Annotated in this window: 22 protein-coding genes, 1 tRNA gene and 1 pseudogene; 8 read left to right on the top strand and 16 right to left on the bottom strand. The window is 56.8% G+C overall.

What is annotated here, in order from left to right; all coding sequences use genetic code 11:
- Positions 1 to 26: 26 nt before the first annotated feature.
- From AACP62_RS00645 to dnaB, 5 genes and pseudogenes are all read right to left on the bottom strand, one after another.
- The gene (locus AACP62_RS00645) at positions 27 to 1,736 is read right to left on the bottom strand and encodes an ABC1 kinase family protein (protein WP_339346497.1); all 1,710 of its coding nucleotides are present in this window, start codon (positions 1,734 to 1,736) and stop codon (positions 27 to 29) included.
- Positions 1,737 to 1,975: 239 nt separating this feature from the next.
- Positions 1,976 to 2,212, bottom strand: a pseudogene (locus tag AACP62_RS08315) (phasin family protein); the annotation flags it as partial.
- A gap of 225 nt (positions 2,213 to 2,437) precedes the next feature.
- Positions 2,438 to 3,238 (bottom strand): type 1 glutamine amidotransferase, encoded by an 801-nt coding sequence (locus AACP62_RS00635; RefSeq protein ID WP_339345671.1) that lies wholly within the window; start codon positions 3,236 to 3,238, stop codon positions 2,438 to 2,440.
- Between the two features lie 26 nt (positions 3,239 to 3,264).
- Positions 3,265 to 4,659 (bottom strand): Mur ligase family protein, encoded by a 1,395-nt coding sequence (locus AACP62_RS00630; RefSeq protein WP_425332901.1) that lies wholly within the window; start codon positions 4,657 to 4,659, stop codon positions 3,265 to 3,267.
- Complete coding sequence (gene dnaB / locus AACP62_RS00625; RefSeq protein WP_198177608.1) at positions 4,659 to 5,999, bottom strand: replicative DNA helicase; 1,341 nt, start codon at positions 5,997 to 5,999, stop codon at positions 4,659 to 4,661. Before dnaB ends, AACP62_RS00630 begins: the two co-directional genes overlap by 1 nt.
- Positions 6,000 to 6,414: 415 nt before the next feature.
- Here dnaB and AACP62_RS00620 point away from each other — a divergent pair, with 415 nt between their 5' ends.
- Complete coding sequence (locus AACP62_RS00620; protein ID WP_339345668.1) at positions 6,415 to 7,806, top strand: MATE family efflux transporter; 1,392 nt, start codon at positions 6,415 to 6,417, stop codon at positions 7,804 to 7,806.
- A gap of 119 nt (positions 7,807 to 7,925) precedes the next feature.
- Here the strand turns inward: AACP62_RS00620 and AACP62_RS00615 are convergent, their stop codons facing one another.
- The 6 genes from AACP62_RS00615 to AACP62_RS00590 form a co-directional block, all read right to left on the bottom strand.
- A complete protein-coding gene (locus AACP62_RS00615; protein ID WP_121912878.1) occupies positions 7,926 to 8,264 on the bottom strand; it encodes a P-II family nitrogen regulator in 339 nt (112 codons plus the stop codon).
- A gap of 17 nt (positions 8,265 to 8,281) precedes the next feature.
- The gene (locus tag AACP62_RS00610) at positions 8,282 to 9,547 is read right to left on the bottom strand and encodes an ammonium transporter (RefSeq protein ID WP_339345667.1); all 1,266 of its coding nucleotides are present in this window, start codon (positions 9,545 to 9,547) and stop codon (positions 8,282 to 8,284) included.
- Positions 9,548 to 9,736: 189 nt separating this feature from the next.
- Entirely contained in the window at positions 9,737 to 10,966 is a 1,230-nt protein-coding gene (ftsY, locus tag AACP62_RS00605; RefSeq protein WP_339345666.1) for a signal recognition particle-docking protein FtsY, read from the bottom strand.
- 49 nt (positions 10,967 to 11,015) lie between these two features.
- Complete coding sequence (locus tag AACP62_RS00600; RefSeq protein WP_339345665.1) at positions 11,016 to 11,579, bottom strand: hypothetical protein; 564 nt, start codon at positions 11,577 to 11,579, stop codon at positions 11,016 to 11,018.
- A gap of 233 nt (positions 11,580 to 11,812) precedes the next feature.
- A complete protein-coding gene (locus tag AACP62_RS00595; RefSeq protein ID WP_339346494.1) occupies positions 11,813 to 12,373 on the bottom strand; it encodes an ABC transporter permease in 561 nt (186 codons plus the stop codon).
- A gap of 167 nt (positions 12,374 to 12,540) precedes the next feature.
- Positions 12,541 to 13,449, bottom strand: a complete 909-nt coding sequence (locus AACP62_RS00590; protein ID WP_339345663.1) for an ABC transporter ATP-binding protein — start codon at positions 13,447 to 13,449, stop codon at positions 12,541 to 12,543.
- Between the two features lie 692 nt (positions 13,450 to 14,141).
- Between AACP62_RS00590 and AACP62_RS00585 the strand changes: the two genes are divergently transcribed.
- On the top strand, positions 14,142 to 14,597 hold the full coding sequence (locus AACP62_RS00585) for a hypothetical protein (RefSeq protein ID WP_339345660.1): 456 nt from the start codon (positions 14,142 to 14,144) through the stop codon (positions 14,595 to 14,597).
- A gap of 117 nt (positions 14,598 to 14,714) precedes the next feature.
- Here AACP62_RS00585 and AACP62_RS00580 read toward each other — a convergent pair whose 3' ends face one another.
- Both AACP62_RS00580 and AACP62_RS08310 read right to left on the bottom strand, forming a co-directional pair.
- Positions 14,715 to 15,278 (bottom strand): GNAT family N-acetyltransferase, encoded by a 564-nt coding sequence (locus AACP62_RS00580; protein ID WP_339345658.1) that lies wholly within the window; start codon positions 15,276 to 15,278, stop codon positions 14,715 to 14,717.
- A gap of 289 nt (positions 15,279 to 15,567) precedes the next feature.
- Positions 15,568 to 15,927 carry a response regulator transcription factor gene (locus AACP62_RS08310; RefSeq protein WP_425332893.1) on the bottom strand — a complete coding sequence of 120 codons (360 nt, stop codon included), beginning with the start codon at positions 15,925 to 15,927 and terminating at the stop codon, positions 15,568 to 15,570.
- Between the two features lie 514 nt (positions 15,928 to 16,441).
- Between AACP62_RS08310 and AACP62_RS00575 the strand changes: the two genes are divergently transcribed.
- Positions 16,442 to 16,765 carry a hypothetical protein gene (locus tag AACP62_RS00575; protein WP_339345656.1) on the top strand — a complete coding sequence of 108 codons (324 nt, stop codon included), beginning with the start codon at positions 16,442 to 16,444 and terminating at the stop codon, positions 16,763 to 16,765.
- Positions 16,766 to 17,370: 605 nt separating this feature from the next.
- Here AACP62_RS00575 and AACP62_RS00570 read toward each other — a convergent pair.
- The 3 genes from AACP62_RS00570 to AACP62_RS00560 all read right to left on the bottom strand — a co-directional run bounded on the left by AACP62_RS00570 (position 17,371) and on the right by AACP62_RS00560 (position 19,484).
- On the bottom strand, positions 17,371 to 18,804 hold the full coding sequence (locus tag AACP62_RS00570) for an alpha-L-fucosidase (protein ID WP_339345654.1): 1,434 nt from the start codon (positions 18,802 to 18,804) through the stop codon (positions 17,371 to 17,373).
- A 140-nt stretch (positions 18,805 to 18,944) separates the two neighbouring features.
- Positions 18,945 to 19,331: a hypothetical protein gene (locus AACP62_RS00565; protein ID WP_339345653.1), complete on the bottom strand. Its 387-nt coding sequence runs from the start codon at positions 19,329 to 19,331 to the stop codon at positions 18,945 to 18,947.
- Positions 19,332 to 19,352: 21 nt separating this feature from the next.
- The gene (locus tag AACP62_RS00560) at positions 19,353 to 19,484 is read right to left on the bottom strand and encodes a hypothetical protein (protein WP_339345651.1); all 132 of its coding nucleotides are present in this window, start codon (positions 19,482 to 19,484) and stop codon (positions 19,353 to 19,355) included.
- 675 nt (positions 19,485 to 20,159) lie between these two features.
- On the opposite strand from AACP62_RS00560, the gene AACP62_RS00555 reads away from it, so the two are divergent.
- The 5 genes from AACP62_RS00555 (at position 20,160) to AACP62_RS00535 (ending at position 24,073) form a co-directional block, all read left to right on the top strand.
- Positions 20,160 to 20,232 (top strand) — tRNA-Lys (locus AACP62_RS00555).
- A gap of 299 nt (positions 20,233 to 20,531) precedes the next feature.
- Entirely contained in the window at positions 20,532 to 21,287 is a 756-nt protein-coding gene (locus AACP62_RS00550; protein WP_339345649.1) for a hypothetical protein, read from the top strand.
- Positions 21,284 to 22,354, top strand: a complete 1,071-nt coding sequence (locus tag AACP62_RS00545) for a hypothetical protein (RefSeq protein WP_339345647.1) — start codon at positions 21,284 to 21,286, stop codon at positions 22,352 to 22,354. The genes AACP62_RS00550 and AACP62_RS00545 overlap by 4 nt, the downstream gene beginning before the upstream one ends.
- Positions 22,351 to 23,010 (top strand): ABC transporter ATP-binding protein, encoded by a 660-nt coding sequence (locus AACP62_RS00540; RefSeq protein WP_339345646.1) that lies wholly within the window; start codon positions 22,351 to 22,353, stop codon positions 23,008 to 23,010. Before AACP62_RS00545 ends, AACP62_RS00540 begins: the two co-directional genes overlap by 4 nt.
- On the top strand, positions 22,997 to 24,073 hold the full coding sequence (locus AACP62_RS00535; protein ID WP_339345644.1) for a hypothetical protein: 1,077 nt from the start codon (positions 22,997 to 22,999) through the stop codon (positions 24,071 to 24,073). Before AACP62_RS00540 ends, AACP62_RS00535 begins: the two co-directional genes overlap by 14 nt.
- Positions 24,074 to 25,350: the final 1,277 nt, after the last annotated feature.

Genomic DNA, 25,350 nt, shown 5'->3' with positions numbered 1-25,350 from the left:
CTATCCAGGATGGATGGGCTCTCAGCCTAGGCTTCGCCGTTGCGTCGCCGACGCTTGAGGGCCCGGTGCTTGATCAGGATGTCCAGGACTATCCAGACCGAAAGAATGAAGGCCACCACGTATCCCAGCATGCTGACCACCGGGATACCGAAGACCACCGGCTTGATGCGGGCGAAGTAGACGATTGAGGAGCCCACATAGAGGCCGACGACAATCAGGGCCATGGTCAGCCTGTTGACCATGTCGGACAGCTGCTGCAGGGGTTCCTCGGAGCCTACCAGCTGCACATTGGCGCGCAGCTGGCCACGGGTAAGCATCTTGGCCGCGGTCTGGGACTCAGCCAGGGCGCCCAAAAGCCCATGCAGGGCCAAGTCGCCTTGGACGCCCAGCTTCCGGGTCTCCTCCTTGAGGATGGATCCCGTGCCCTGGCTATAGGCGACATGATCGGTGATGATCTGCACGATGTTGGCCTCGGGCAGGAACTCGTCCAAGAGTCCTTCAAGGGTGACCAGGCACCGCGCCACCATGGTGACCGACCCCGGCACCTTGATGCCATGCCGGGCGGCCAGCTTCATAACGGCATTGACATATTCGGCGATGTCCAGATCAGCCAGATCCAGCTTGCCGAACCGCTGGACGACCGCATCCAGATCGGCCAGAAGGTAGGGGTAGTCCTCGGCCCTGGCCTCTCCCGTACCGGCGAAGCGGAGCAGCCCCTGGGCCAGGGCCGGTGAATCCTCGCGGCCCACCGCAAAAATCATGTCCTTCAAAGCCGATTTGGTCACCTTATCCAGACGCCCGACCATGCCAAGGTCTATCAGCACTATGCAGCCATCGCGGATGATGATGTTGCCGGGGTGCGGATCGGCGTGGAAGAAGCCCCGGTCCATGATCTGGGTGGCATAGTTGTCGACCAGCTTGGTACCGATCTCCTTCAGGTCATAGCCCTGGGCCACCAGCTGGGCGGGCCGCGAGAGGGATATCCCGTCGATGTACTCCATCACCACCACATGCCTGGTGCACAGTTCGGGATAGGGCTTCGGGCAGTCGATGTAGGCGTATGAGTTGCAGAAATCCTTGAATTCAGCCAGATTGGCGGCCTCCTGCTGGAAGTCGACCTCGGACTGGAAGGTCTCCCAGAGCTCCTCGACAACCCCGCGGATGTCAATCACCTGGGTGCTGCGGACGAACCGGGAGGCCCACTTGACCATACTGCGCAGAATGTCGATGTCCTGGGCCATGGTCTCTTGAATCCCTGGGCGTTGGACCTTGACAGCCACGTCCTCACCGCTGACCAGGCGGGCCCGATGCACCTGCGCCAGGGAAGCCGACCCCAGGGGAACAGGGTCTATGGAGGAGAAGATCTGGTCGAGCGGACGGCCGTACTCGGCGGCCAGGGTGCTGGTCACCACGGAATACGGGATGGGATCCGCATCGGCGCGCAACTTGGAGAGCTCACGGCAAAAGGCCTCCGGCAGGATCTCCGAACGCATGGAGAGAATCTGGCCCACCTTGACGAAAGTGGGTCCGAGCGCTTCGAACAATCGGCGCATGGTGACCGGGGTCAGACCGTGGATGATGTCGAACCGGTTCGCTATGCGGATCATCTCGGCCAGTCGACGGGCCCTGCCACGCCTGTGCCGGATCCTTACTGCCGCCCCCTGCCGCTCTCCCGTACCGACCCCGAAGAGGCCGATGGTCTGCACAGGGGCATCATGCCCGTTCATGGCATCCATACTCACCACTCACCTGCGTCCTTTGCCCGCATGGCCGACCAGCGGCAGACATTCCGGCGCAGACGACCGACGCTGACAGTAATCGACCGCCTTCAGCCCTGCTGACCCGCAATGGGATCATTGGATGTGATGGGGATGGACCCGGACCGACGATTCGGCATTGGCGCCAAGGGATCATGGTCGGTACGACGGGGGTCAGGAGCAACATGGGTCGCAGGCCTGGGAGCGCCAGCGGCCGGTGCAGGTGCGCTGTCTGCAGGTGCAGGTGCAGGAGTAGGAGCAGGTGCAGGAGCGGGAGGGTTCTGTCTGTTCCGCTTGAGCTCAGTGTTGAGAATCTTGCCCTGCTCGACCGTCAGTTCGCCCTTCTTGACCAGGTTGTCAATGACCTCCTGGCCCTTCTCCACGCCTGTGGCCAAGGCTCCGATGCCAGCCAGAAGCACCTTGTGCAATCCGTCACCGATATGCAAATCCGACATGATATGCCTCCCAGCATTCATACGCCCTTGAAGTACCGGGCTCTTTTGACCGCCAAGAGACGAGCGGCCGTCTCTCTTTACAGTCTAGCCGGTTATCATTGACCGATCCGATTCGACACCATGGCAAAAGGGACCGCGGCACCTTTCCCTGGCACTGCCCTCTGATTCCTAATCAGAATATCTGCCGCAACCGAAGGAACCATAGACAGAACCGCAGGCTCTCCTTCATCTGGGCCTGGAGGCTGCGATACGGCTGGCCTGATCTGCCAGAGAGTCCAGACGCTCCAGTTCGCTCCGACTCTTCTGGTCCATGGCCGCCTGCATCTGGGCGAAGGTGCCCTGGCCGTACCGCCTTTCGGCTGCGCCCTCGATAAGGAAGTCCGTGATGGCCGGGTTCTTCGGCAGCAGCGACCCGTGCATGTAGGTGCCGATGACCTTCTTCCAGCGGGCCCCCTCGGTGTGGTCCTTGCCGTTGTTGCCGCGTCCATCCTCGGTCACCATGCCCAGGGGTTGGGCCCCCTCCCCCAGATAGGTCAGGCCCGAGTGGTTCTCGTAGCCGACCACCCTGCCGAAATCCTCTGCCTGCTCCACCAGGTTGCCAATCATCCGCTCGGGCTTGGCAATGGTATTCACGTCAAGGATGCCGACCCCCTCCAGGCGCTCATGGTCGGAGGTCTCGAAATAATGGCCGAAGAGCTGATAGAGCCCGCAGATCATCAGCATGGGCACATCCTGGTCAGCCAGATCGTGCAGAAGCCCGCCCCGCTCCCGCAGGTCGTCGATGATCCGTTCCTGGCCATGGTCCTGTCCGCCGCCGCCCAGAATCATGTCGATTTGCTCCGGCCAGGCATCGCCTGGATCGTAATAGCGGACCATGGGGCGGAACCCGTACAGCTCAGCCCGGCGGGTCACGCTGAGAATGTTGCCCGAATCCCCGTAGATGTTCATGTCGCGGTGGTAGAGGGAGAGGATCTGCAGCGGCGGATGGTCTCCCACGGCCTTGGCCTTATCCTGCGTCTGCGGCATTCCTGCGCTCCTTTTGGCTCGCTCGCTCATGCGCCCACCCCGGCATCGTCCACGCTCGTGATCCTGCCGAGGGCGGACCGAAGCCTGAGCATAGAAGTATAGGTGCAGTAAATCCGCTTGGGTCGCCCTGGGTGTACCTCAAGGAAGGCCGTCAGCGCCCGATCCAGGTCGGTCTCGATCGCCTCAGTGGGCACCTGGTCATAGGCCAGGCGCAGGGCCATGTCATAGGCCCGGGTGCCGGAGACCATGGCCACGCCGGCATCCCTGAGCGAGGTGAAATCCACATCCCAGAGCCAGCTCATGTCACGCCCGTCCGCATACTCGTCGCGGATGGCAATCATGGTGTCCTGGCCGGCAGGGTTGAAGGAGGACAGGGCCAGTCGGAAGCCCATGGGGTTCTTGACCAGGACCAGCTCAACCGGCGCGCCCTGGTAGGTGATGACCTCGCCACGGCCGAAGGCGGGCGTCACCTTGGACAGAGCATCCATGAGCGCTGCATCATCAGGCTCCCTGTCCTCCAGAACGACCCTCACCAACGCCAGGGCAGCGGCCGCATTGTAGAGGTTGTAGACACCTTCCAGGCGCAGATCGGTCTCCAGAAGACGACCGTCCAGGCGGAAGGAGGCCCTGTGGTCCATGACCCGTTCCAGGCTCACCTCGGCTGGCAACCGGTGACCGGGGCGGACCGGACGGGAAGCGCTGATCGCACCGGCACCATCGGCGTCCCGGTCCGAGGCATGCATGTCGTCATCAGTGGGGAAATAGGTCAGCAGGTCATCTGACAGACCGAAGTAGGCCACACCGGTCTGGGCCGGTGTCTGGGCAGCCAGGCTGGCGATGCGCGGATCCTCGCGGTTGAGGACCACCGTGCCCGTAGTGGCCTGAGCCACCTGACCCAGCAGCCGGGCAGTAGTATCGATTTCCCCAAACCGGTCCAACTGGTCACGCATGACATTGAGCAGGAGAGCGTAGCGGGGCTTGACCTGTCGCACAAAGTGAACCGCATAGGCCTCGTCCAGCTCCAGGACGGCGATATCGGCATGCAAACGGCCAGAGAACCCCAGGGTAGAGACCAAGGCCGAGACCACACCACGGGTGAAGTTGGACCCGGTCGGGTTGGTAAAGACCTTGAGGCCCAGGGATTCCAGCATAGATGCCACCATCCGGGTGGTGGTGGTCTTGCCGTTGGTCCCCGAGACCAGAACCACACCACGGGGCAGCCCCGACAGGGTCCTGGCCAGGAAGCCCGGGTCGATCCGCTCGACGACCTTGCCAGGCAGGGCCGAACCGCCATGATGGGACAGACGCGAAACGAGGCGCACCGCCTTGCCGACCAGAAGGGCCAGGAGCGAACGCCAAGGCCGACGGGGACGACCGGGCTGATCGGCAGGCTGCGTCTTGGAAGTCGTGGACCGCATGATCAGACCCCTCCCTGCTGGTAGTCCTGGGGCATGTCCTTGAACTTGGACTTCTCGCCCAGGAAGGCCAGCTTGAAGGTGTCGGTGGGGCCGTTGCGGTGTTTGGCCAGGATGATGTCGGCCTCACCCGGGCGGTCCTCCTTGTCGTAGAAGTCCGGCCGGTGGACCAAGAAGACCACGTCAGCATCCTGCTCGATGGATCCCGACTCACGCAGGTCGGAGAGCATGGGCTTCTTGTCGTTGCGCATCTCGGGCCCTCGATTGAGCTGGCTCAGCGCGACCACCGGAACCTCCAGCTCCTTGGCCAGCAGCTTCAGTGCGCGCGAGAAGTCGGAGACCTCCTGCTGGCGGGATTCGACCCGCTTGCCCGAGGTCATCAGCTGCAGGTAGTCGATGACCACCAGCTTCAGGTCGTTGGTCTGCTTGAGCCGACGGCACTTGGCGCGGATCTCCATCAGGCTCATATTGGGCGAATCGTCCAGGAAGAGCGGAGCATCCTGGAGCCTGCTCCAGAAGGTGTTCAGGGTGTTCCACCGTTCGGGGGTAATGTCGTCCGCCCGGCGCAGGGCCACCAGGGGAATATCGGTCTCGGCCGAGATGATGCGCTGGGCCAGCTCGGTCTTGCTCATCTCCAGGGAGAAGACCACTGTGGTCATGTTGTTGTGGAGGGCCGCGGCGCGGGCGAAGTCGATGCCCAGGGTGGACTTGCCCATGGCGGGGCGGCCGGCCACCACGATCATCTGTCCGGGCTGCAGGCCCTGGGTCACGTCGTCAATGCTCTTGAAGCCGGTGGGCACGCCCCGCTCCATGTCGCCGTTCTGCAGCTTATCCAGCTGGTCCAGGGTGTCGTGGACGACCGGACCGATGGCCTCGTAATCCTGGCGGACCCTGCCCACGCTCATCTCGTAGACCTCGGCCTGGGCCAGGTTGACGATGTCCTCGGCCTGGGAACCCTCGGCCGAATAACCCAGCTGAGCAATCTTGGTGCCGGCCGCAATCACGTTGCGCAGGATGGCCCGCTGGTGGACGATTTCCGCATAGTAGGTGGCGTTGGCGGCTGTAGGAACCGAGGCCACCAGGGAGTGCAGATAGTCAGTGCCCCCCACCTTCTCCAGGTCGCCGGACTTGAGCAGCTCGTTGGCCACCAGGACCGCATCCACCGGCTGGGAGGCCGAGAAGAGGGTGACTATGGCCTCGTAGATGGTCTGGTGCTTGGGCTGGTAGAAGTCGGATATATCGATCATCTGGCTGACCTCGCCGATGGCATCCTTGCTCATGAGCATGCCGCCCAGCACGGCCATCTCCGCATCGTCATCATGCGGGGGCACCCGGTCGAAGAGCATGTCGCGGCCGGTCTGGGCATGATCGGTTGGACGCTGTTCGGGATGGGTGTAGTCGGTATAGTCGTCGGAAGCCATAGCCACGATTCTACGAAGAGGACCGTCCTTGAAAGCCCTATGAGGAGGATTTCACCCAAGGCATTCACCAGGGCGCGCCGACCGTACTGGCCGGGTAGGGGCCTCTCCTGTATGTGTACAGAAAAATAAGTTATCCACATTCAAGGCGTGTCCTAGAGGACATGTGCGCAACTTATCCACCTCATGGGTATAACTCTGTGCAAAACTTGGGGACAGCCTTCCACATCATCAATCCAGCTTGCACTCAAGGCTGTTTGGTGATACGGCATCCACCGGCAGGGTGTCCACGGACCGGCTTTCAGGGGTTGTGTCTTCAGTCCAGAGCATTAGCATGTCGTCCATGCGCAGGCACAGGAACATCCCCGAAACCAAGACCGGATCAATCACGCCGGAAGAGCGGCGAGCGACCTACCGGACCATTGCTGGACTGGCCATACCTACTTTCGGCCAGCTGATTGCCTCCCCGCTCTTCGTCATGATCGACACCGCCATCGTGGGCCACATCAGCGATTCGGCCCTGGCCGGGCTCTCCGTCGGATCCACTGTGGTGCTGACCACCGTGGGGCTCTGCATCTTCCTGGCCTATGGGACAACCTCCCAGGTGGCCCGACTCATGGGCGCCGGCCGCCGCCGGGAGGGGATGCAGGCTGGTGTGGACGGCATGTGGCTGGCCTTCGTCATCGGCATAGTCGTCTGCGCCCTGCTCCTGGCTCTGAGCCGTCCCATCTGCAGCCTGATGGGAGCCCGCGGGCCGGTCCTGCAGGCAGCACAGACCTACCTGAATGCCCTGGTCTTCGGCCTTCCGGCCATGCTTATGGTGTATGCAGCCAACGGCATCTTCCGCGGATTGCAAAAGGTAAAGATCACCCTGGTAGCCGCCGTGTCGGGCGCCATCCTCAATACCGTCCTGGAGGTCCTTCTGGTCTTCGGCCTGCACATGGACATTCTGGGCTCGGGCCTGGCAACACTGATCGCCGAGTGGGCCATGGGACTCTTCCTGACCATTCCCGCCCTGGTATGGGCCCATCGGGAAGGTGCCCAGCTACGGCCCCGGCTCTCAGGCATGGCGGCCAGCATGGGCGACGGCTTCCCGCTCTTCCTGCGGACCCTGGCCCTGCGGGTCTGCCTCTTCATGACCGTGGTGGCGGCGGCCCACCTGGGCGAGCAGGTACTGGCTGCCTACCAGGGGGTCAACTCGGCCTGGAACTTCGGCCTGAACATGCTGGACGCCGTGGGCATCGCAGGCCAGTCACTGGTAGCCACCGAGCTGGGCGCCGGACAGCGGTCACGGGCACGGATCATGACCGACCTGTCGGCCAGGGCCGGCATGGCCATGGGAGTGCTGGTCGGGCTGGTCATGATCGCTCTGGGCCTCTTCGCCGCTCCACTGTTTAGTCCAACGCCAGCCATCAGGTCGCTGATCACCGTAGGGATGATCGTCCAAGGGGTGTTCATGCCGGTCGCCGGATGGATGTGGGCGCTGGACGGGATTCTGATCGGGGCCGGGGATTATCGCTACCTGGCAGCCACCTGCTCCCTGACGGCTGTGATCTACGTGATCGGCCTGCTGGGCATGACGGCTCTGGCCATGAACTGGACACCCACCTGGCGGATAGCCATGCTCTGGGCCGTGCTCAATGTCCTCTTCATCGGCGTCAGGGCCATCTGCAATGGCTTGAGAACGCGCACCGATGTCTGGATGGGGACGATTAGCCAGGCCAGCCAAGCCTGAAGAGACATAAAAAAGCAGGACCTCGACCGCTAGACCATGAAATTGGCCACAGCGACGGAATCCTGCGAAACTGGTCAGTAGGAGGAAGACGACCATACAGACGGCAGCAGGCGGTTGCCTCAGATGGCGTCTACGCCGGTCTCCCCGGTTCGGACCCTGACCACCGAGTCCAGGGTCTGCACCCAGACCTTGCCGTCGCCCACGGTGTTGGTGGCGGCAGCCTGGACGATGGTGTCGACCAGCTCGTCAACCCGGCGATCCTCGGTCAGCACCTCCAGGCGCACCTTGGGAACCAGGTCCACCTTGACAGTGCTGCCCCGGTAGACCTCCTTATGGCCGCCCTGCCGACCATAGCCCTGGGCTGACGAGACGGTCATGCCGTGCACGCCGACCTCGGTCAGGGCCTGTTTAACCTGATCCAGCCGCCCGGGCTGAATGATGGCGGTAATGAGTTTCATGCTGCCTTCCTTTCTGATCAGTTCAGAATGGATCCGAAGTCGTAGGCGCTCTCACCCTGATCGCTCTGGTCGACGCCGATGATCTCCTGATCCCTGCTGACTCTCCAACCAATGGTCTTCTCCAGTGCGAAGGCGATCACACCGGTTACCGCAGCCGCGTAGATGATCGCAATCAGCGCCACCAGGAACTGAACCAGCAGCTGCCGGAAATTGCCACCGGCCAGGAAGCCCGTGCCGGTACCAAAGAAGCCTATCAGCAGAGTGCCCAATAAACCACCCACGCCATGGATGCCTACCACATCCAAGGAGTCGTCATAGGCGAAACGGAACTTGAGACCGCAGGCCAGGCAGCAGACGAAACCAGCCAAGAGGCCGATGACCATGGCCCAGAGCGGAGACACCACGTCGGCCGCTGGAGTGATGGCCACCAGGCCGGCGACCATGCCGGATGCTGCACCCATGGCGGTGTAATGCCCGGTGCGGACCCGCTCAGTAAAGAGCCAGCCCAGGGTGGCGCCGCTGGCGGCTATGGTCGTGGAAACCCAGGCATATCCAGCCGTGCCATTGGCGGCGAAGGCGGAACCGGCATTGAAACCGAACCAGCCGAACCAGAGCAGGAAGGCGCCCAGCATGACCATGGGCACATTGTGGGGACGCATGGACTCCTTGGGGAAGCCGAGTCGCCGGCCGATGATGAGCACAATGACCAGGGCTGCCACTGCCGCGTTGATGTGGATGACCGTACCGCCTGCGAAATCGTGCGCCTGGGCTCCGATGGCGTTGGAGATGGGTCCATCGGCAGCCAGAAGCCCGTGATTCCATACCATATGGGCCATGGGCGCGTAATCCAAGGTGACCCAGAGGGCCACGAAGATCATCCAGGTGCTGATTCTGACTCGCTCTGCCAGGGCTCCCGAAATCAGGGCCACGCAGATCATGGCGAAGGCGGCCTGGAAGGCGATATCCACCGTATGCGGATAGGCAGCGTTTGCGGAATCAAGCGAGGTGAAGACCCCATTCTTGGCTGTGACAGTGTCCTTGAGCAGGAAGCCGGTGATGGGGTCGCCGAAGACACCGCCGATGTCCTTGCCTGCAAACGAAATCGACCATCCCCAGAGGGTCCAAATAATCCCGGTCACGGCAATGGCCAGCGTGGACATCATCATCATGTTGAGCACAGCCTTGGCTCGGACCATACCCCCATAGAAGAAAGCCACCGCTGGAGTCATTAGGAAAACCATGGACGCCGCTACCAGCATCCAGGCAGCATTTCCAGAATCCATGCCTACACCTCTCTTTTCCCCATCCGGGCGAGCAATCCCAATAAAGAGGACTCCCCTCCGGACAGCCTACGTCAGATTCTCTTCCACTTCCCGATTCATCAAACAGGAAGAGGATGACGGTCAGGTCACCGTCGCATTACCTCCGGGTGACTATTGGATGACCACCTTATGACCAACCGACCGTCCGGACTACTCGTCTCCCAGAATGCCGTCGACAAAGGACTCGGGGTCGAAGACAGCCAGATCGTCAGGTCCTTCGCCCAGCCCGACCAGCTTGACGGGCACGCCCAGCTCCCGCTGGACAGAAATGACAATGCCGCCCTTGGCCGAGCCGTCCAGCTTGGTCAGGACAATGCCCGTGACACCGATGGCCTGGGCGAAGACCTGGGCCTGAATCATCCCGTTCTGCCCGGTGGTGGCATCCAGGACCAGCAGAACCTCGTCCACAGGCAGGTTCTTCTCGATCACCCGCCGGATCTTGCCCAGCTGATCCATCAGGTTGGCCTTGTTCTGCAGACGCCCAGCTGTGTCCACAATGAGGACATCCGCATGATCATTTTTGGCTCGTTCCGCTGCTTCGAAGGCCACCGAGGCCGGGTCGGCGCTGTCGCGGTCACTACGGACTACGGGCACGCCCACCTTGCCGCCCCAGGTTTCCAGCTGGTCAGCAGCGGCGGCACGGAAGGTATCGGCGGCACCCATGACCACTGACTTGCCATCGGCCACGAAGAGCCTGGCCAGCTTGCCCGCCGTGGTGGTCTTACCGGTACCGTTGACCCCCACCATGATGATGACCGAGGGCCTGTTGGCCTGGGGTCGGGCAGCCACAAGAGTTCGGTCCATGTTGGGGTCGACCAGATCGATCAGACGCTGACGAAGGCCGCTGCGCACTGCCGCGGGATCCTTCTGCCCCGTGATCCGAGCATCGTCGTGCAACTGTTTCACCAGCTGTTCGCTGGCCTCAGCGCCCACGTCCGCCATAAGCAGGGTGTCTTCCACATCCTCCCAGTCGGATTCGCTCAGATGATCCTTGGTCAGAATGGCAAAGAGGGCCTTGCCGAAGGGGTTGGGGCTCTTGGCCAGCCTGGCCTTGAGCCTGGTCATACGGGATGCAGAGGCCTCCGGATGAGCCAGCTCCTCCTGGGCCGATGGTGCTGCCTGGCCGGTTGAAGACGACTGGGCGGACGCCTCTGAATCTACCGAGCCCACTGAACCCGTAGAAGCGTCCGTATCGGAGGCTACAGCCGTCGCCGATTTCGTGGACAAAGAAGAGTGGTCATCATCAGGCTCTTGCGCCCCGGCAGGGCGCGTGGAATCCCCCTGGGACCGGCGTTTACGGACCGCCACCAGAATGCCGACCACCGCCAGCACCAGGACGATCAGCACCGCGATAAAAATAAGGAGCTGCTGTGTTGTCATAAATACCAGCCTAAAGGCGAAAAGGGACACGGACGGTCATCACCAGCGGTCACTTTCCGCTCGGATGACTCGTTTCCGTCTGCGAACCGCTCTTGACTGAAGGCATGACATCGGAGGTGATGGGCTGAGGCTCCCGCCGCTGCGGATGTGAAGGCTCAGGGCTGGACGATCGCAAGGTAGAGTTCCTGGGAGCTGGAGGCCCAGAGGCTACGGAAGCCGCCTGAACCGTATTTGTCCTTTGTCTCGAACTGACGGATGTTGAGGAATCGCTGCTTGGTGGCGGAGGCAGATTGATCTCGTCCGTGGAATCGGAGGCCAGCATACCTCGAACCTCCACCACGGAGGAGGAATTGACATAGACCGGATAGGGATGTTCGGTATCCTCGGCTGTTGGTGCATCCTCGCCCGATCCGGGGGCGAAAGACAAATTCCCTCCTGCTATCCGCGGCAGCTTATTCTCTCGCTCCTGCTCACGGCGGGCGGCCCGGTGCACGCGCTCGTTCAGAGACTGGGAGAAGGCACGGTCCTGGGACTCGCCTAGCGCCAAGCGCAAGACAAATACGATGAATGCCGCCACCACCAGCACCCATACCAGGACAATAAGCCAGACCATACTTGCCATTCTCTCAGAAGAAGCCCTCAGACGCGCTAAGACACGAGGAATCTATAGGTCTCTTTCACACTGGAAGGTTAGCGGACGCTCAGGATCCTTCTTTCACCCAAGGCGGCCGCAATCGAGAAGAACGGCTTTCGCAGGAATTACGCTCAGCCAGGTCCGCAACTACCATTCGAGAAATCAAGAAGTCTCGTGCAATGGCAGCAAAAGGTACATAAGCATCAGAAGTTTCATTTCCAACGAAAACCGTATATGGAAACAAGCCCCAAGGTAATGCATCCCACGGCTAGGTATAGGATCCCAAGCCAGGCATGAGGCCAGGTGCCCGATCCAATCAGCATCATCGATAAGGCCTCCCTCATGTGGTATAGGGGCGTATACGGGGCAATGGTCTGCACCCAGGACGGCAGCATATTGAGCGGCATCATGGCTCCGCCAATGAAACCCAGGGGCAGAATAATGATGTTTGCAAGGATGGATACCCCTGCGACCGAGTAAATTATCATGGCGATAATGACGCCCAGGAAAAAGAACAAGAGATAGCCCAGGACCAGGGGAAGCAATCCCGACACAAATGTCGGTTTCAGCCTCATTCCCATGATCATCCCCAAGACGACAAGCACTACAGCCTGCGCCAGGAGGACGACGATACCCACAACAGCCTGGGAGAGGATAATCACATTCCAGGATAGAGGAAAATTGCGAACCGTCTGAAGCATGCCATTCTCACGCCAGAGGGCAAGGTGCGAAGCACCGGCAAAAATACCCACGTAGGCCGCACCAAACGCAATGACATTGGCGCTGATTTAACTGGCAATATCAACTCCAGGAACGTAGCTCTTAAAAGACAGGACCAGGACCAGCAACAAGGCTATAGGAAAGAGAAAGATGAAAACCAAAGTGGACCAGTCACGAATATCGTAGTGGAACATCAACTTGAATAGAGTTTTGAAGCTGTTCATTTGACGCTCTCCTTTTCGAGAAGGCGAAGGTAGACATCCTCCAGACGCCCATCCTTGACTTGCGCCTGGCTTGTATTGATCCCGGAATCAACCAATTTCGCGAAAGTAACTCCGGTATCCCTGGTGCGAACTGTCAGACCGTCGGGTGTGGTTTTTACATAGTCAGCTCCCACGAGACGGGCTACATGATCGGCCTGATCCAAGGCATTCGGAAGAAGAATGGTCGATTCCATCTCTGCTTGCGCAATAAGCTTGCTAGGACTGGCCGTCACGAGAATATGCTTATCCGCCAAGATCGAGACCACGTTGCACAACCGCTCCGCCTCGTCCAGATGGTGCGTTGTATAAAGAACCGTGGCGGCCAATTGCTGACTGGATTTGAGCAGGCTCACAAGGTCATGGCGTGACTCAGGATCGAGGGCAGCAGTGGGTTCGTCCAAAAAGAGCAGCCGAGGATGGTGGACGACAGCCGTGGCGATGGCCAGTCTCTGTTGTTCGCCGCCGGACAATGATTCAACCTTGTTGGATGCCACATGATCCAGTTTCAATGCATCAATAAGATCGTCCACACGCGACCGGGGCACCTGGTAGATATCGGCCACTGCAGTAAGGTGCTCAAGGAGCGTCGTTTTGGGGAAGAAGGACGACTTTTGAGGCTGGATGCCTATTTGGCGCAGCAGGGCCAAGTTGCGTGGATAGGGCGTCTTGCCCAGAACGGAGACCGTTCCCTCAACCGGTTTTTGCAGTCCTTCCAGGACGGTGAACAAGGTTGTCTTTCCAGCGCAATTTGGCCCGATGACCCCATGGAAAGACCCTTCTTCAACCTCCAATGAAAGATGAGAGAGAATCGTTTTGTTCTTTATTCGAACAGTAAGGTTCGATACGCTTACTTCGATGTTGCCCATTCCAGAGCCTTTCAGCGTCAATACTGATGTGGTAAAGCGCGGGTTGTGTCGTCTATTGTTGCTTGCCTATTCATGACTATTTCAATTTGCTGAGTCTGGGCAGGCAGAGGAAAGAATCAGTTCAAATTCCGGCCCAGCATATTCTGGTGATTTTTGGCTCCGACAGTCTTTGCCATGAGACCATCTGCTTCAACTACGATAGTTTATTAATCCATATTCTTTCCTCACCCATGAGCCCAGAATTTCAGGCATTTTCTAATAAAATACAAGCTGGATCAGACATAAAACCGCCACCGTCCCACAAATTATGGCGTCCAAGAGCACGTACTGACAAACGCCGATTCCACTACTGGTTTACCTGCAGCTGGAACAGCATATTCCCATTTATCAAGCGAGCCACCAAGGGGCGGCCGGGTACATCTACTTTGTTCCAATCGGCACTTTGGTAAGAGAAGCCATACCAGTATCAGCAAAAGCGGATATTGAGAAAAGTGCGATGCTTGTTCCCCAGGCTCATGCTCACCAGTGGGGAGGTTGACCGCCGACAACAGTAGACCGCGCGAACGAACAGCGACGGCGATGATGCGAAACTCTGCAAGTTATCGACGGAACCCACTATTTCGCCCTTTTCGTGTATTGGCTATCTCGAATGATGCTGGCCTTCACTGTTTCGCAGCCAGTGTCTTACCATCATGAAGACAATCATCATTAGCCAAGCTGCTGGGTACGTGCATGAACCCCAGAACCGTGAACCGGTGACAAACGATATAACATGGGCGAGAATGAATGCCAGGGCAAAAAAGCTGACAGCAATGTCTTGCGGCTTATCGGATGGTTTCTGTGTCGAAGCTGTTTGTCCCATGGCGGTTCCTTTTCGCCGCCAGTGTCTTACCATCATGAAGACAATCATCATTAGCCAAGCTGCTGGGTACGTGCATGAACCCCAGAACCGTGAACCGGTGACAAACGATATAACATGGGCGAGAATGAATGCCAGGGCAAAAAAGCTGACAGCAATGACTTGCGGCTTATCGGATGGTTTCTGTGTCGAAGCTGTTTGCCCCATGGCGGTTCCTTTGCCGTCGTACATAATGCACGGAATGTGCATAAAAACAAAATATACACTAACCGGCATTCGCTCAAAATAAGCTTAAAATAAGTTCGCGTTCTGGATGCGCATATACGTCATAGCCGGAGAAAATCATTGCAGAGACCCTAGCCAGGAAGCAATTACATGAAAGCTGCTTTTGCATCCAAGATTGCGTTTACCGATCTGTTCGTTTCGTAGACAAATCAATCCAATACCGTTCTACTGGCTGACCAGATCTGCTGGGGAGCACATTCTCCAGTTGCCCGCCACGCGAAAGGATGGTCCGGCGGCTGGCCAGATTCGACGGGGAACAAGTAATCAGGACCCTACTCATGCCCAGAGTGGCAGCTTGTCGAAGACATTCATCCAGCATCAGCCCGGCATAGCCCAGCCGGCGACAATCCGGACGAACTGAATAGCCGATGTTGCCGCTCACTCGCAGAAGCGCCTGCGTAAGCTGCAACCTCAGCTGAATCATCCCCACCAGTTTGCCGCTGGGGTCCATGGCGCCGAACTGCAGAGCTGGCACAAACCCCGGCGGCAGATCATCACCACGCGCCTGACGAGCCACCTCCGGCAGACCAAACCGACGAACCTCATCCAGGCTGTGGCAGTCCTCCAATGGGCCGAGACCAGCCGCCTCATCCTCAGGCCGGGCACGACAGGCCAGTAGATACTCCCAAATCGCTTCGGCACCCACTGCTCCCGGCCGGTCCAGCCTCACCAGACGGATTCCCATGGTCCACCTCCTCTGTCGAGTGCTCGGCCACCACTTTGTGCTTCAGCTTACCTGAGCAGCATTCAACGGAACTCGAGTTTCCAAAGGGAACAAGTGTCGCCGGGACAACGCGTGCATAACTGAATAGCTGGAACTCAGTACAGCAAGAATCACAATGTTCAATAAACGTTCTCCCAAACTTACGTTCGAAGCTCTAGCCCCAGCCTCAGCTTCATCAGATCAGCAAAAGCGTCGCTCTGGAATTCATCGTCCTTTCTGATTTTCGCCTTACGATGCCCGGAACAACCGGTCAAGGATCGTCAGTCAGACATTCGGGCCTGAACCATGTGATGACAATTTGTATGCGGTCTCGCAGGCCGGTCTTGTCGAGTATGCGACTTACGTAGCGTCTGACGGAGGTAATTTCGAGAGTGAGGCGCTGGGCTATTTCCTGATTAGAGAATCCTCGAGCGATGAGCCCGGCTATCTCGTACTCCCTGGGGGTCAGTTTGTCCAGCTGCTGCCTGGCCGGCGGATTACTGAGCTTATGCCGGGCATAGGCTCTGTTGCGGTTGATGAGCTCTGCTGTGATGCGGGGGGGGGGGGGGGTGAGCACTGCATTCCCATCTGCCACTGCGTGAATGGCACGGTGCAGGTCTCTGGTAGACATATCCTTAACTCGAGAGCCTAGACTCGTGCACTGGCAACTGCTCTACAAACAATTCGGTTCATCGACGTTACGAGAAGTTTTAAACAAAGTTTCAAGAAGTCTGTTGATCGCGTCTATGAAGCTTATCGGGGTGTGAACATCATCGACGACTGGAAAGCCGGCGAATGGTTCTAGAGCCGCCATAGCAGATCTTATCGGGTTCGGATATCCCACAGTCCGGCGAAACAGGAATGAGCCTTGCCCCAAAGCTACGCTTGCTATCCCCAAAACAGACGTTCGGTGTGGAACAAAAAATAGGTAGCAAGCATAGTAAATGTGCGTACGAGTCCGTCCAATTACTCACTTATGCCGGACAACCGAACCCAATAATTGCGTAGACTTGGCAGATGAATACCTGTGCTCTTGTCGTCGCTGTGAATGTGTCAACCGCTAGACAACGTTGGATGTTCTAGGCAACATTCCAGTTCTTCGCATGATGAGATAGAGCTTTGAATAATATTGGAGGGAGTGCATTTTGGCAGAGAACAGTATCGAACGGAACGGCGTTGAAGACTTCTCGGTTACTTTGCAGTATGGAGTAACGGCCCGCTTTTCTAGACAGGAAAATACGAGTGACTACGAAGTCAAATACGAGAACGTTCCCCTATTTCTCAGGGACTACTTGCATGACGCAACCATAGGAAGAACGCAGCTTGCAGTTCCCAAACACAAGATGGAACAATTCAATGCACGACTGATTGAACTGATCAATGAGATTTTCGCTCCGGAAACCACAAGAGAAGATTTAATCGAATCCGCCATTCAGGATATTAACAATGCCGTGAAAGAAGCCGAATAGCGGATTCGATAACATACGACTAGCGTTTGCAAGTTACGGAGATTTCTTTCGACCAGCCTAATGCAGCCGGATCTGCGTAGTGCAATAAATCAACATCTACCCATGCCTTATACTTGTACGTTTTACCGACGGGGCAGTTGTACTGAGCGGTTGCTCTTCGAGCTTTCCCACCGCCAGATAACGTAACAATGTTGCCCTGAGGTCCAGCATCAGCCCGGTATAACCCCGGCGGCGACAATCCGGACGAACTCAATACCCGATGTTGCCGCCCGTGCGCAGAAGCCCCTCTATAAGCCGCAACCTGACTGTTCCCCGGAATATCCTCGAATCCCCCCCCCGTCTAGACGGTCCTGCGGCTGGCCTCATTGGTGGAGGAACAGGTAATCCAGCCACCAACGACGGCCAACTCATCGCCTGCATCCCTCGCCCCTTCCAGCAGCCATCCCCGAACTGGCTGACGAAGTAGCAGGAGATGAGAGGGCGACGCAAACCGAATCAACCCACCCAGCCCAGGCAGAGGCCCCGGCAGATTGTTCAATATCCCGTCTATCCGGTCACAGCGGCCCGGAACACGGGTAGGGTAGCCTGCCTGACCCACGTTTGCCTTACTCGGTCCTGGTGCCCCCCTCGCGAATCAGACAGGTGTCCAGGGCCACGGGGCCACGTGACCTGGTCACACTGATCTCCAGGTGGCTCGTGGTCAGTGGACCGACCTGTGCGAAGTGCTGATACCCAACAGCCCCCACTCCTGCCACCTGGCGGAGTTGACCGTCAAGTTCGGCACTGATGACGACCTGCTCCACCCGCTGGCCGACTTCGATGTGCTCACGAAGGACGAGCCCATCCACCTGTCGGGGGCGGTCAAAATCAATGGTAACAGTGGGATGCTCATCATCCGCAGCAGCCAGCCACCAGCCGGAGTCCACAGCGGTGGACAGGAGGGCCTGTGGGTCACTCCCGCAGGCGTTGGAAGAGACGGATACCTTGACACCCTCGGTGACGGCCCCCTGCCAGAATTCCTGGATCCTGCGGCCCAGACCAGTCAGGGAATCCACATCGGGCCGGCTGATCTTCCCCTGGGCGTTCGACGGCACGTTGAGCACAAGATTGGCGTTCCCGCCAACAGTGGTGGACCAAATGTCGAAAAGCTCGTCAGCCGTGCGCACCTTGTCGTCCTCGCTGGCATGGTGGAACCAGCCGGGCCGGATGGAGGTGTCGACCTCAGCCGGGTACCAGACCAGGGGGCCGCCGTACTGTTCAAGAACCTTGCGACTGCCCAGATCCTCATCTTCAGAACGCACAACCCAATCAGGGTTGGCAAGATGGGCCAGTTCCCCTTTGCCCATCTTCCACTCTGCATGGCTGAGGGATGCTGGAACCACGCTCCACTCGTTCTCGCGTGCCTTACCGGCCTCGTTGCCACACCAGCGGACATCAGGTCCGCAAACACTGATGACCGCTTCCGGCTGAAGGGCCCTGATCACGTTGAAATAGCGTTGCCAGTCATAGGCCTGGATCTTACCGTTGGGTCCCTCACCATTGGCTCCATCCATCCAAACACTGAAGATAGGTCCGTAGTGGGTAAGAAGTTCTATCAGCTGGTTGACATAGTAGTCGTCATAGGCCTTGCCCTGCCCGTAAGTGGCCTCGGTCCTGTCCCAGGGGGACAGGTAGACACCGAACTTGAGGCCGTGACGGTGGGCGGCCTGAGAGACCTCACGGACCACATCGCCCTTCCCTCCCTTCCAGGGAGAGCTGGCCACGCTGTGATCGGTATAGGCACTGGGCCAGAGGCAGAATCCATCGTGATGCTTGCAGGTGAGGATCACCCCCGTCATGCCAGCGGCTTTAAAGGTCTCCATCCACTGGTCGCAGTCCAGGTCCGTCGGGTTGAAGAGGGCGGGATCCTCGTGACCCAAGCCCCATTCGCGGTCGGTCATCGTGTTCATGCCAAAGTGCATGAAGGCATACATCTCCATGCGCTGCCAATCGAGCTGGCGGTGGGATGGCTTGATATTGGCGAGATAATCCAGATTCATCGAAATCCTTCCTTGGAATTCGTCTTGTCGGTGGGTTTGCCTGGGTCTGCGGTCTTCTGGCGGGTCTTTGCACTTCTTTGTCCGAATCTGCTCATACGCCATCGGGCAGCCGAGACCTAATTAATTAACTTACCTCACAATTACCACGAAAGGAATTGACACGCATGAGACATGAATAAGGGTGGCCAGTTTGCCAGCCAGCGGGGAGGCGGAAAGTGCCGTGCAGACAGACATCGACCACCCGGCCCGGACAGGATGGTGGCCATGCCGCCGTCGGTTGAGGCGGCAGGGTCCACCTTGTCCACCATGCAGAAGACGTCGCAGGCATACGCCCGAGCGGTCAGGGTCAACCGGTAGCCGCAGTCCTCGGCCTCAGTAGAGGCTTCGAGAGGACCTTGCCGGAGGGTCTGGTCGACAACCTCAGCCGGATTGTAAATGACCCTAGCAAAACCTGGCCGGTCGGGGCTGAACACCAGAATCTCCTGGGCGGGGTCACAGAAGGCGACCACGGCGGCCTCCAGAACCACCTGGGCCTGCTCCCCTGCCTATCAGTGACCCGGGTGATTTGAGGACCAGAACGGTTCCATCCAAGCGGCGGCGCTCCACCCCCACTGACCCTCCCAGACCCGACGGGTATCGTTGACCATGACCAAGGCCAGCTGGTCGGTGATGACAGGCATGCCAGCCTAACTGTACTCAGCCCAGTAGGCCTTTGAGACCTCGGACTGAATGGAGACTAGGCGAGGAGCGAAGAAATCGCGCGGGGGCGAAGCAGAGGGGCTTGCGATGCCCGTTATAGTCCACCGCCGTCCTGGAGATCACCCGCCATTCGTCATTGAGCTGGCCAGACCAGGGTGCCGGCATTCAACGGCTCCAGCGAGCGCATGTACTCCACCCCGAATCGGATGACCTGTGCCGGTTGCAGCTGACAGGCCCAGCGCCAGTCCTCAATGTCCTCCCGGCGATCACTGGAAATCAGCCAGGAATGTGTCCTATCTGAACGATGGCCTTCTGATGGACCAGCATTTGGGTGCCGAAGGGGTCCAAGGGGCTGTCATGGTCCAAGTCCCGTAAAGAGGAGTGAATATGGATGGGCGATGCGTAAGCATGGTGCCTGTCTTTCTTTCTCGCGCTACGTCGGCAGAGGCTTCACTCTTCCCCCGAAGTCCGGTGATGGTCATTCAACGCGGTGTACTCCTGCACGGCACTAGCAAAGGGACGGGCCGAGCATCAGGCAGCGACAAGTCCGGCAATCGGAAGGGTCGGCCGGCGGGACCCGGCCCCGATGTGTCCATCCAATAGACAGGCCGCCGCGATGTGCCGTCGGCCAAGTATGAGGTATAATGTGCCATGTTGCCCCTCTGGCTCAATGGTTAGAGCAGCGTCCTTTTAAGTCGTGGGTTGTGGGTTCGAGTCCCACGGGGGGCACTTTTTCTGCTGGCTTGCTTTTGGCGGCTCGGCGATGGGCAGGACCTATCAGCACAAGCACGGTTCAGAGCTGTTCTCGAGGGCGGATTCCAACGAGAATGGCTCTTGGTGGGTTCCATCGCCAAGAGTCATTCCACCTCAGATGCTGCTGTGCAATTAGACAACAGGCAGCCTGATATTGGCGAAAAGAGATGCTACAATCTTGCTACTGGCAACAGAGTTGTTGTGGCAGTGTATGCCAGTATCGGCAATATAAACGATGTGCTTTGTATGGAAGAGGACCTTTTAGGGAGGTGCTCATGACGCATGTGCAAAAACTCATGAAAAATGTGGTGCTTCTCGCAGTCATGCTTTCTATGACCATACTCTGCGGTTGTGGCGGCCAGAAGTCTTCTCAGAATCAGGCCCACGAAAAGAGCAGCGCTGAGCACAGTAGGTCTCTGGCCCAAGAGAAGAGCAGCGCTGAGCGTGTTGAGTCTCTTGAGAGTATTTTCAAATCATATGCTTCCCGTGAGGATTTGGACGACTTCGAGCGAGATGTGTTGAATCGTGCAGTAAAAACAGGTCGTATTGATCCTACTGACTATGAAGCTGCCCACGACAAATATCTGGAGTGCATGGCTAATGCAGGATATGATGAGCACGACACCAAAATGCCCGATGGACTTTATCAGAGTTCAGAGAACATGGACCCAAACACTGATAGTAAGCAATGGTTTAAGCAGTCCGTTACATGTTCTGACCATACGACTAAAATAATAGAAGGCCTGTTCCGCGACCAGCAAGATAATCCCGAGCGCTATAAAGATCCTGGAATTTTGGCAGCACAATGTCTGATGGATGCGGGGATTGTAGATAAAACATATACAGCGGCAAAATTCAATGAATCAGCCCAAATTCTGCAGACTCAAAGTGAAAATGATGATAATGACCATCGCACTCTTCAAGAAATTTTTGGTTTCCCTGTAGCAGGTAAGCAAGGATCCCAGGCTCGGTATTGTCTTTCTTTGGGGAATGTGGGCATTACCGTAAGTAATGGGGTCGATAATCCATGAAGAATCCTCCACATTTAAAAAAATCACGAGGCAGGCTCACTTCAGCGCTCGTATTGTTATCTGCTGTCATAGCTCTAATAGGAGCAGGTTGTGCTGCTGGAATGGTTATGGCATCACGTTTTACTCCTCGGACTTTAGCCCCGGCAGAATCGACTCATAAGGCTCCTGTCACTACGGAGAATTTTTTGGATTCTCATCCAGTGAAAGTTAGTTTTGATGTTGCGGCTGATACTCCTCTGACATGGAGTGGTTCAGGCATGGTTACCGCGACGGCCATTCATGGAAGCGGTGAAATTACCTCTGGCAGTTCCCCGTTTTCGGTCAATGATGTACCAGTTCTGGCAATCCATTCCTCTTTGCCCTTCTATCGTGATTTAGGCCCTCAAGACCAAGGAGACGATGTGGCAACGCTGCGCGAGGAGTTGTCTCGCATGGGGTATGCTGTGCGATCGTCGAAGCCTAAAATCTTTGATAGGTTTATGCGTGCAGCTCTATTAGATGTGCAGACCAAGATGGGACTGGCGGACGAGGGATCACTAAAACTTGAGCACGTCGTGTGGTTGCCTGCGGAAAAGATTCAAGTTGGAGAGTGGAAGTTAACACCCGGAGCGCAGGCAGAACAAGAATTAGGCCTCGTAAAAGGTCATTTGAGTGCTGTACGCGTGCAAAAAATGCCCGAATCATTGGCTCCAGGCAATCACGTGATAAACCTTTTTGGTAAGCGCGGTGCCATATCGCAAGAAGGCTTGTGCTCGGATAAAGCGTTTCTGAATACTATTGCTGCCAGTCCAGAGTTTGCTTCGATCTCCAGCAATCATGATGCCCTCGCAGCTGGGGTTGATGGCAGCATACAACTAGAGAATCCAATAAAAGCCTTTAAAATCCCGGTAGGAGCTGTCTTCGCATACAAAGATGACCATGCATGCATACAAACAGGTTCTGAGGCCAGAAGGATTACAATTGTGGGTTCGAACGGTGGGTTCGTTATGGCATCTTCTTCTAAGCCTTTACAATCTGTCAATCTTGGCTCAGCCATCGATACAACTTCCTGCAAGGTCGCTCAATGAGTAGCAATTCGCGGGGGGTTTTAATAGTACAGGTGAAGGATGTATCTCACCGATTCCCTGAGACTGATCTACTGTATGAACACGTAAATTTTGAGCTGGAAACGGGTCAGACTTTGGCTGTAACCGGACCTTCCGGCTCAGGCAAATCGACCTTGTTATCTCTTATAGCGTGCTGGGAAAAGCCATACAGCGGGCGAGTAGATATCCGCAAAGGTTCACGAGTTTGCTGGGTTTTCCAAAACCCTTACGGTCCTAAATACAGAACAGTTCGAGATATAGCTAGTTTCCCTTTCATTGCTCACGGCATGCCAAGGCCACAAGCAAATGAAAAGGCGGAAGAGACTCTTGTTGAGTTCGGTTTGAAAACAAGGATTGAATCTCTCTTCTGCGATCTTTCTGGTGGGGAGGCTCAACGGCTTATGCTAGTTAGGGCAATCTGTTGTGAGCCTGATTTGCTTTTGGTAGACGAACCTACTGCTCAGTTGGATATGAGGTCTGCCCACCAAGTGGCGGACAGTCTCAGACTCCTGGCTGACAGGGGTATGGCCGTTGTGATTGCAACACATGATCCGTTCGTGCGGCAATCGTGTGACCGGGTACTCAACCTTGAGGAGTATGTGCCGCTTGTAGAGGAGGGCGTGCATGCGCTTGCGTGAGACCTTCAGAGAAGCTTGGCGGAATATCAACAGCGGGATGTCGCAGTTTTTATCGACTTTATTCATACTCACCTGCGTGATTGCAGCGTGCGCTGGAATCGACGGCCGCCAGGTTATGAGCATTGAACAAGAAGCACGCACATACAGGAGCTCCCTCTCTAACGTCTATGTAATTAAGGCAGAGCAACAGATTGAACCTGCTGCTTGCCAGGCGTTGCCTCAAAATACTGGAATTGAAGCCGCAGGTGGCCTGCGGAAAGCGACTCCTATACGGTTGACTTTGTCGAAGGCAAGTCCGCTTAACACTTATGAGGTATCACAAAGCTTCCTCACTGTTATTACCGGCGGAAAGCAATCATCTGCCACGACTGGAGGTATTTGGCTTTCACAGGCACTAGCCGATAAGTTTTTCTTGCACATAGGCTCCCAAGTAGATACAACTGCTGGCCCTATGAAACTTGCGGGCATCTATCAGTGGCCGGAAGACGGTAGAGACACTAGGCTTGGCTTTGCTGCACTCGTACCGGTAATCACCCCGTCTGCTTATGATGAGTGCTGGGCTTCCGTGTGGCCTCCGAAGAGTATTTCCAGGACTTTGAATCAGGCTTTGCAATATTCTGAAACTTCTAGTAACGCCCAAACCGAGCAAATAAATTACACTATGGGAGACAAGTTTGATCCCAATAGCGAGTTCACCGCACGTTTGACCCGACCCTTAATTTTTGCGCCCTTGCTTCTGTGCTTTGTCTTTGGAGTTGTCTTATGTCGTAGACGCAAGCTGGAGAATTCTGGTTATCTGCATGCTGGTGAGCCTAAATCTTCGATGGTGCTCCGGCTCATGGTTGAATATGGGTTGTGCACGCTCATGGCGGTATGTTTGACTCTTTCAGTCTCAATTATTGTTTTAAAAGTTATTCGAGTTACAGATATGTCAGGAGTGCTGGTGGCATCTTTGCTGCCTACGATATGCTCTACTATTCTCGGCATGACAATGGGAACTGCTGTCGGCGCCTGTAGCATAAAGGAAAAATCTCTATTTAAGCATTTCAAAGATCGCGATTAATGGTAAAAATCGTTGGCATGCGAAGATGGCGGAAGAGCGGTGACCGGGACTGAGTTTTAAAATCCAAGTATCGGTCACCACTTACGTATTCTAGGCTTCTGCGTTCTGTTGGGGAGTAGGAATTCGATTCTCTTGGTCGAGAGTGAGCCGGTAGCATCTTTCACCAGTCGGTACGCCGTATCACCGCACAAGTGCCCCTCGAGTTGACCCGGGAAGGTCCACCCTTTCGGCAGGCGCTTAAGCTCGTTCTCAAGTGCTGTGCTCAGTAGGGCCACTCGTTCCTTGTCTCTTTTGCCCGTGAAATCGTCGATAAAGTCCTCTGCCCTGGCCGCTACTGCTTCTGTTCTTCGTAGACCAGCGTCAGCAAATAATCTCACCAGCAATCTGACCCATGGATCTGGGTGTACAAGCACCTTAGACACAGCTTCCACTGGCGTTGGCTGCTGTTTCTTCTTCTTGGTTTGACGGCCGGCACTATGTCCATTGGATTATCAGGAAGGCGCTTCGATGCATGCGACCAGGTAAAGAATGAGCGCATCGCTTTCACCCTTAATCCAAGCGTTGGGTTGCTTATATCTTCCCCTAACCAGGCCAATATCATCTCTAGAGTAATTTGTGAGGGTACCACTTGAGTTACTCGGACAAACTGGGAAGTCATGTACCATCAGTGCTCTATAGTCCGTGCGGTGTCACCGTGTACACGCATATCTACCATCCTGGATCTAGCCAGTCAATCCAAGATTCTGGCGGCTGCCGGTGAGACGAAACTCCATTGAACCTCCTGCCGTAAGCGTCCTGGATTTAAGCATAAAAGGCCGGCTAAACCGCCCAATATAGCAGCAGCAACTACCGCCTGAATAACAATGCGATGGGAAAACCCTTAAATCCCATAAGTGGTGGGTTGCGGGTTCGAGTCCCACGGGGGCACAGATTAAGAGACTGGGTTCTTTAGAGATATTAGCTTCTCAGAGATTCAACATTTTCAATATGGAATGGTATCTGCTAAACGCAAGTGGAATGCTCGCAGAGAGGCTTTCTATAGCAAATTTGTGTAATTTGTTTCTGCGCGCCGACTCGCGGCCGACTTTCGTTAACCACAATTCCGAGAACAGGGGTGGCTGAACCTTTTCTGCACGCACAACTAGACATCTCAAACTTCCTGCATCATTAGGGAAAGGTAACCGCGATCCAAACCAGGCTGCGAACTCGTCAGGTAACTGCCTATAAAACTACTTCGACACCATTCCTCCAACGTCAGAAGACGAGTACTCGCTTAA

It is taken from the genome of Bifidobacterium apis (genome assembly GCF_036986835.1).
GTDB lineage: Bacteria > Actinomycetota > Actinomycetes > Actinomycetales > Bifidobacteriaceae > Bombiscardovia > Bombiscardovia apis_A.
The sequence above is the reverse complement of the archived record's forward strand: the minus strand, read 5'-3'. Positions and strand labels throughout refer to the sequence as shown.

Bases quoted from the DNA above. Each gene is read 5' to 3' on its own strand.
- AACP62_RS00645 (WP_339346497.1), bottom strand. From the start codon at position 1,736: ATGGATGCCATGAACGGGCATGATGCCCCTGTGCAGACCATCGGCCTC.
- AACP62_RS00635 (WP_339345671.1), bottom strand. From the start codon at position 3,238: ATGCCGCAGACGCAGGATAAGGCCAAGGCCGTGGGAGACCATCCGCCG.
- dnaB (WP_198177608.1), bottom strand. From the start codon at position 5,999: ATGCTCTTCGACCGGGTGCCCCCGCATGATGACGATGCGGAGATGGCC.
- AACP62_RS00620 (WP_339345668.1), top strand. From the start codon at position 6,415: ATGCGCAGGCACAGGAACATCCCCGAAACCAAGACCGGATCAATCACG.
- AACP62_RS00615 (WP_121912878.1), bottom strand. From the start codon at position 8,264: ATGAAACTCATTACCGCCATCATTCAGCCCGGGCGGCTGGATCAGGTT.
- AACP62_RS00610 (WP_339345667.1), bottom strand. From the start codon at position 9,547: ATGGATTCTGGAAATGCTGCCTGGATGCTGGTAGCGGCGTCCATGGTT.
- ftsY (WP_339345666.1), bottom strand. From the start codon at position 10,966: ATGACAACACAGCAGCTCCTTATTTTTATCGCGGTGCTGATCGTCCTG.
- AACP62_RS00600 (WP_339345665.1), bottom strand. From the start codon at position 11,579: ATGGTCTGGCTTATTGTCCTGGTATGGGTGCTGGTGGTGGCGGCATTC.
- AACP62_RS00590 (WP_339345663.1), bottom strand. From the start codon at position 13,449: ATGGGCAACATCGAAGTAAGCGTATCGAACCTTACTGTTCGAATAAAG.
- AACP62_RS00585 (WP_339345660.1), top strand. From the start codon at position 14,142: ATGAAGACAATCATCATTAGCCAAGCTGCTGGGTACGTGCATGAACCC.
- AACP62_RS00580 (WP_339345658.1), bottom strand. From the start codon at position 15,278: ATGGGAATCCGTCTGGTGAGGCTGGACCGGCCGGGAGCAGTGGGTGCC.
- AACP62_RS08310 (WP_425332893.1), bottom strand. From the start codon at position 15,927: ATGTCTACCAGAGACCTGCACCGTGCCATTCACGCAGTGGCAGATGGG.
- AACP62_RS00570 (WP_339345654.1), bottom strand. From the start codon at position 18,804: ATGAATCTGGATTATCTCGCCAATATCAAGCCATCCCACCGCCAGCTC.
- AACP62_RS00560 (WP_339345651.1), bottom strand. From the start codon at position 19,484: ATGCCTGTCATCACCGACCAGCTGGCCTTGGTCATGGTCAACGATACC.
- AACP62_RS00550 (WP_339345649.1), top strand. From the start codon at position 20,532: ATGACGCATGTGCAAAAACTCATGAAAAATGTGGTGCTTCTCGCAGTC.
- AACP62_RS00545 (WP_339345647.1), top strand. From the start codon at position 21,284: ATGAAGAATCCTCCACATTTAAAAAAATCACGAGGCAGGCTCACTTCA.
- AACP62_RS00540 (WP_339345646.1), top strand. From the start codon at position 22,351: ATGAGTAGCAATTCGCGGGGGGTTTTAATAGTACAGGTGAAGGATGTA.
- AACP62_RS00535 (WP_339345644.1), top strand. From the start codon at position 22,997: ATGCGCTTGCGTGAGACCTTCAGAGAAGCTTGGCGGAATATCAACAGC.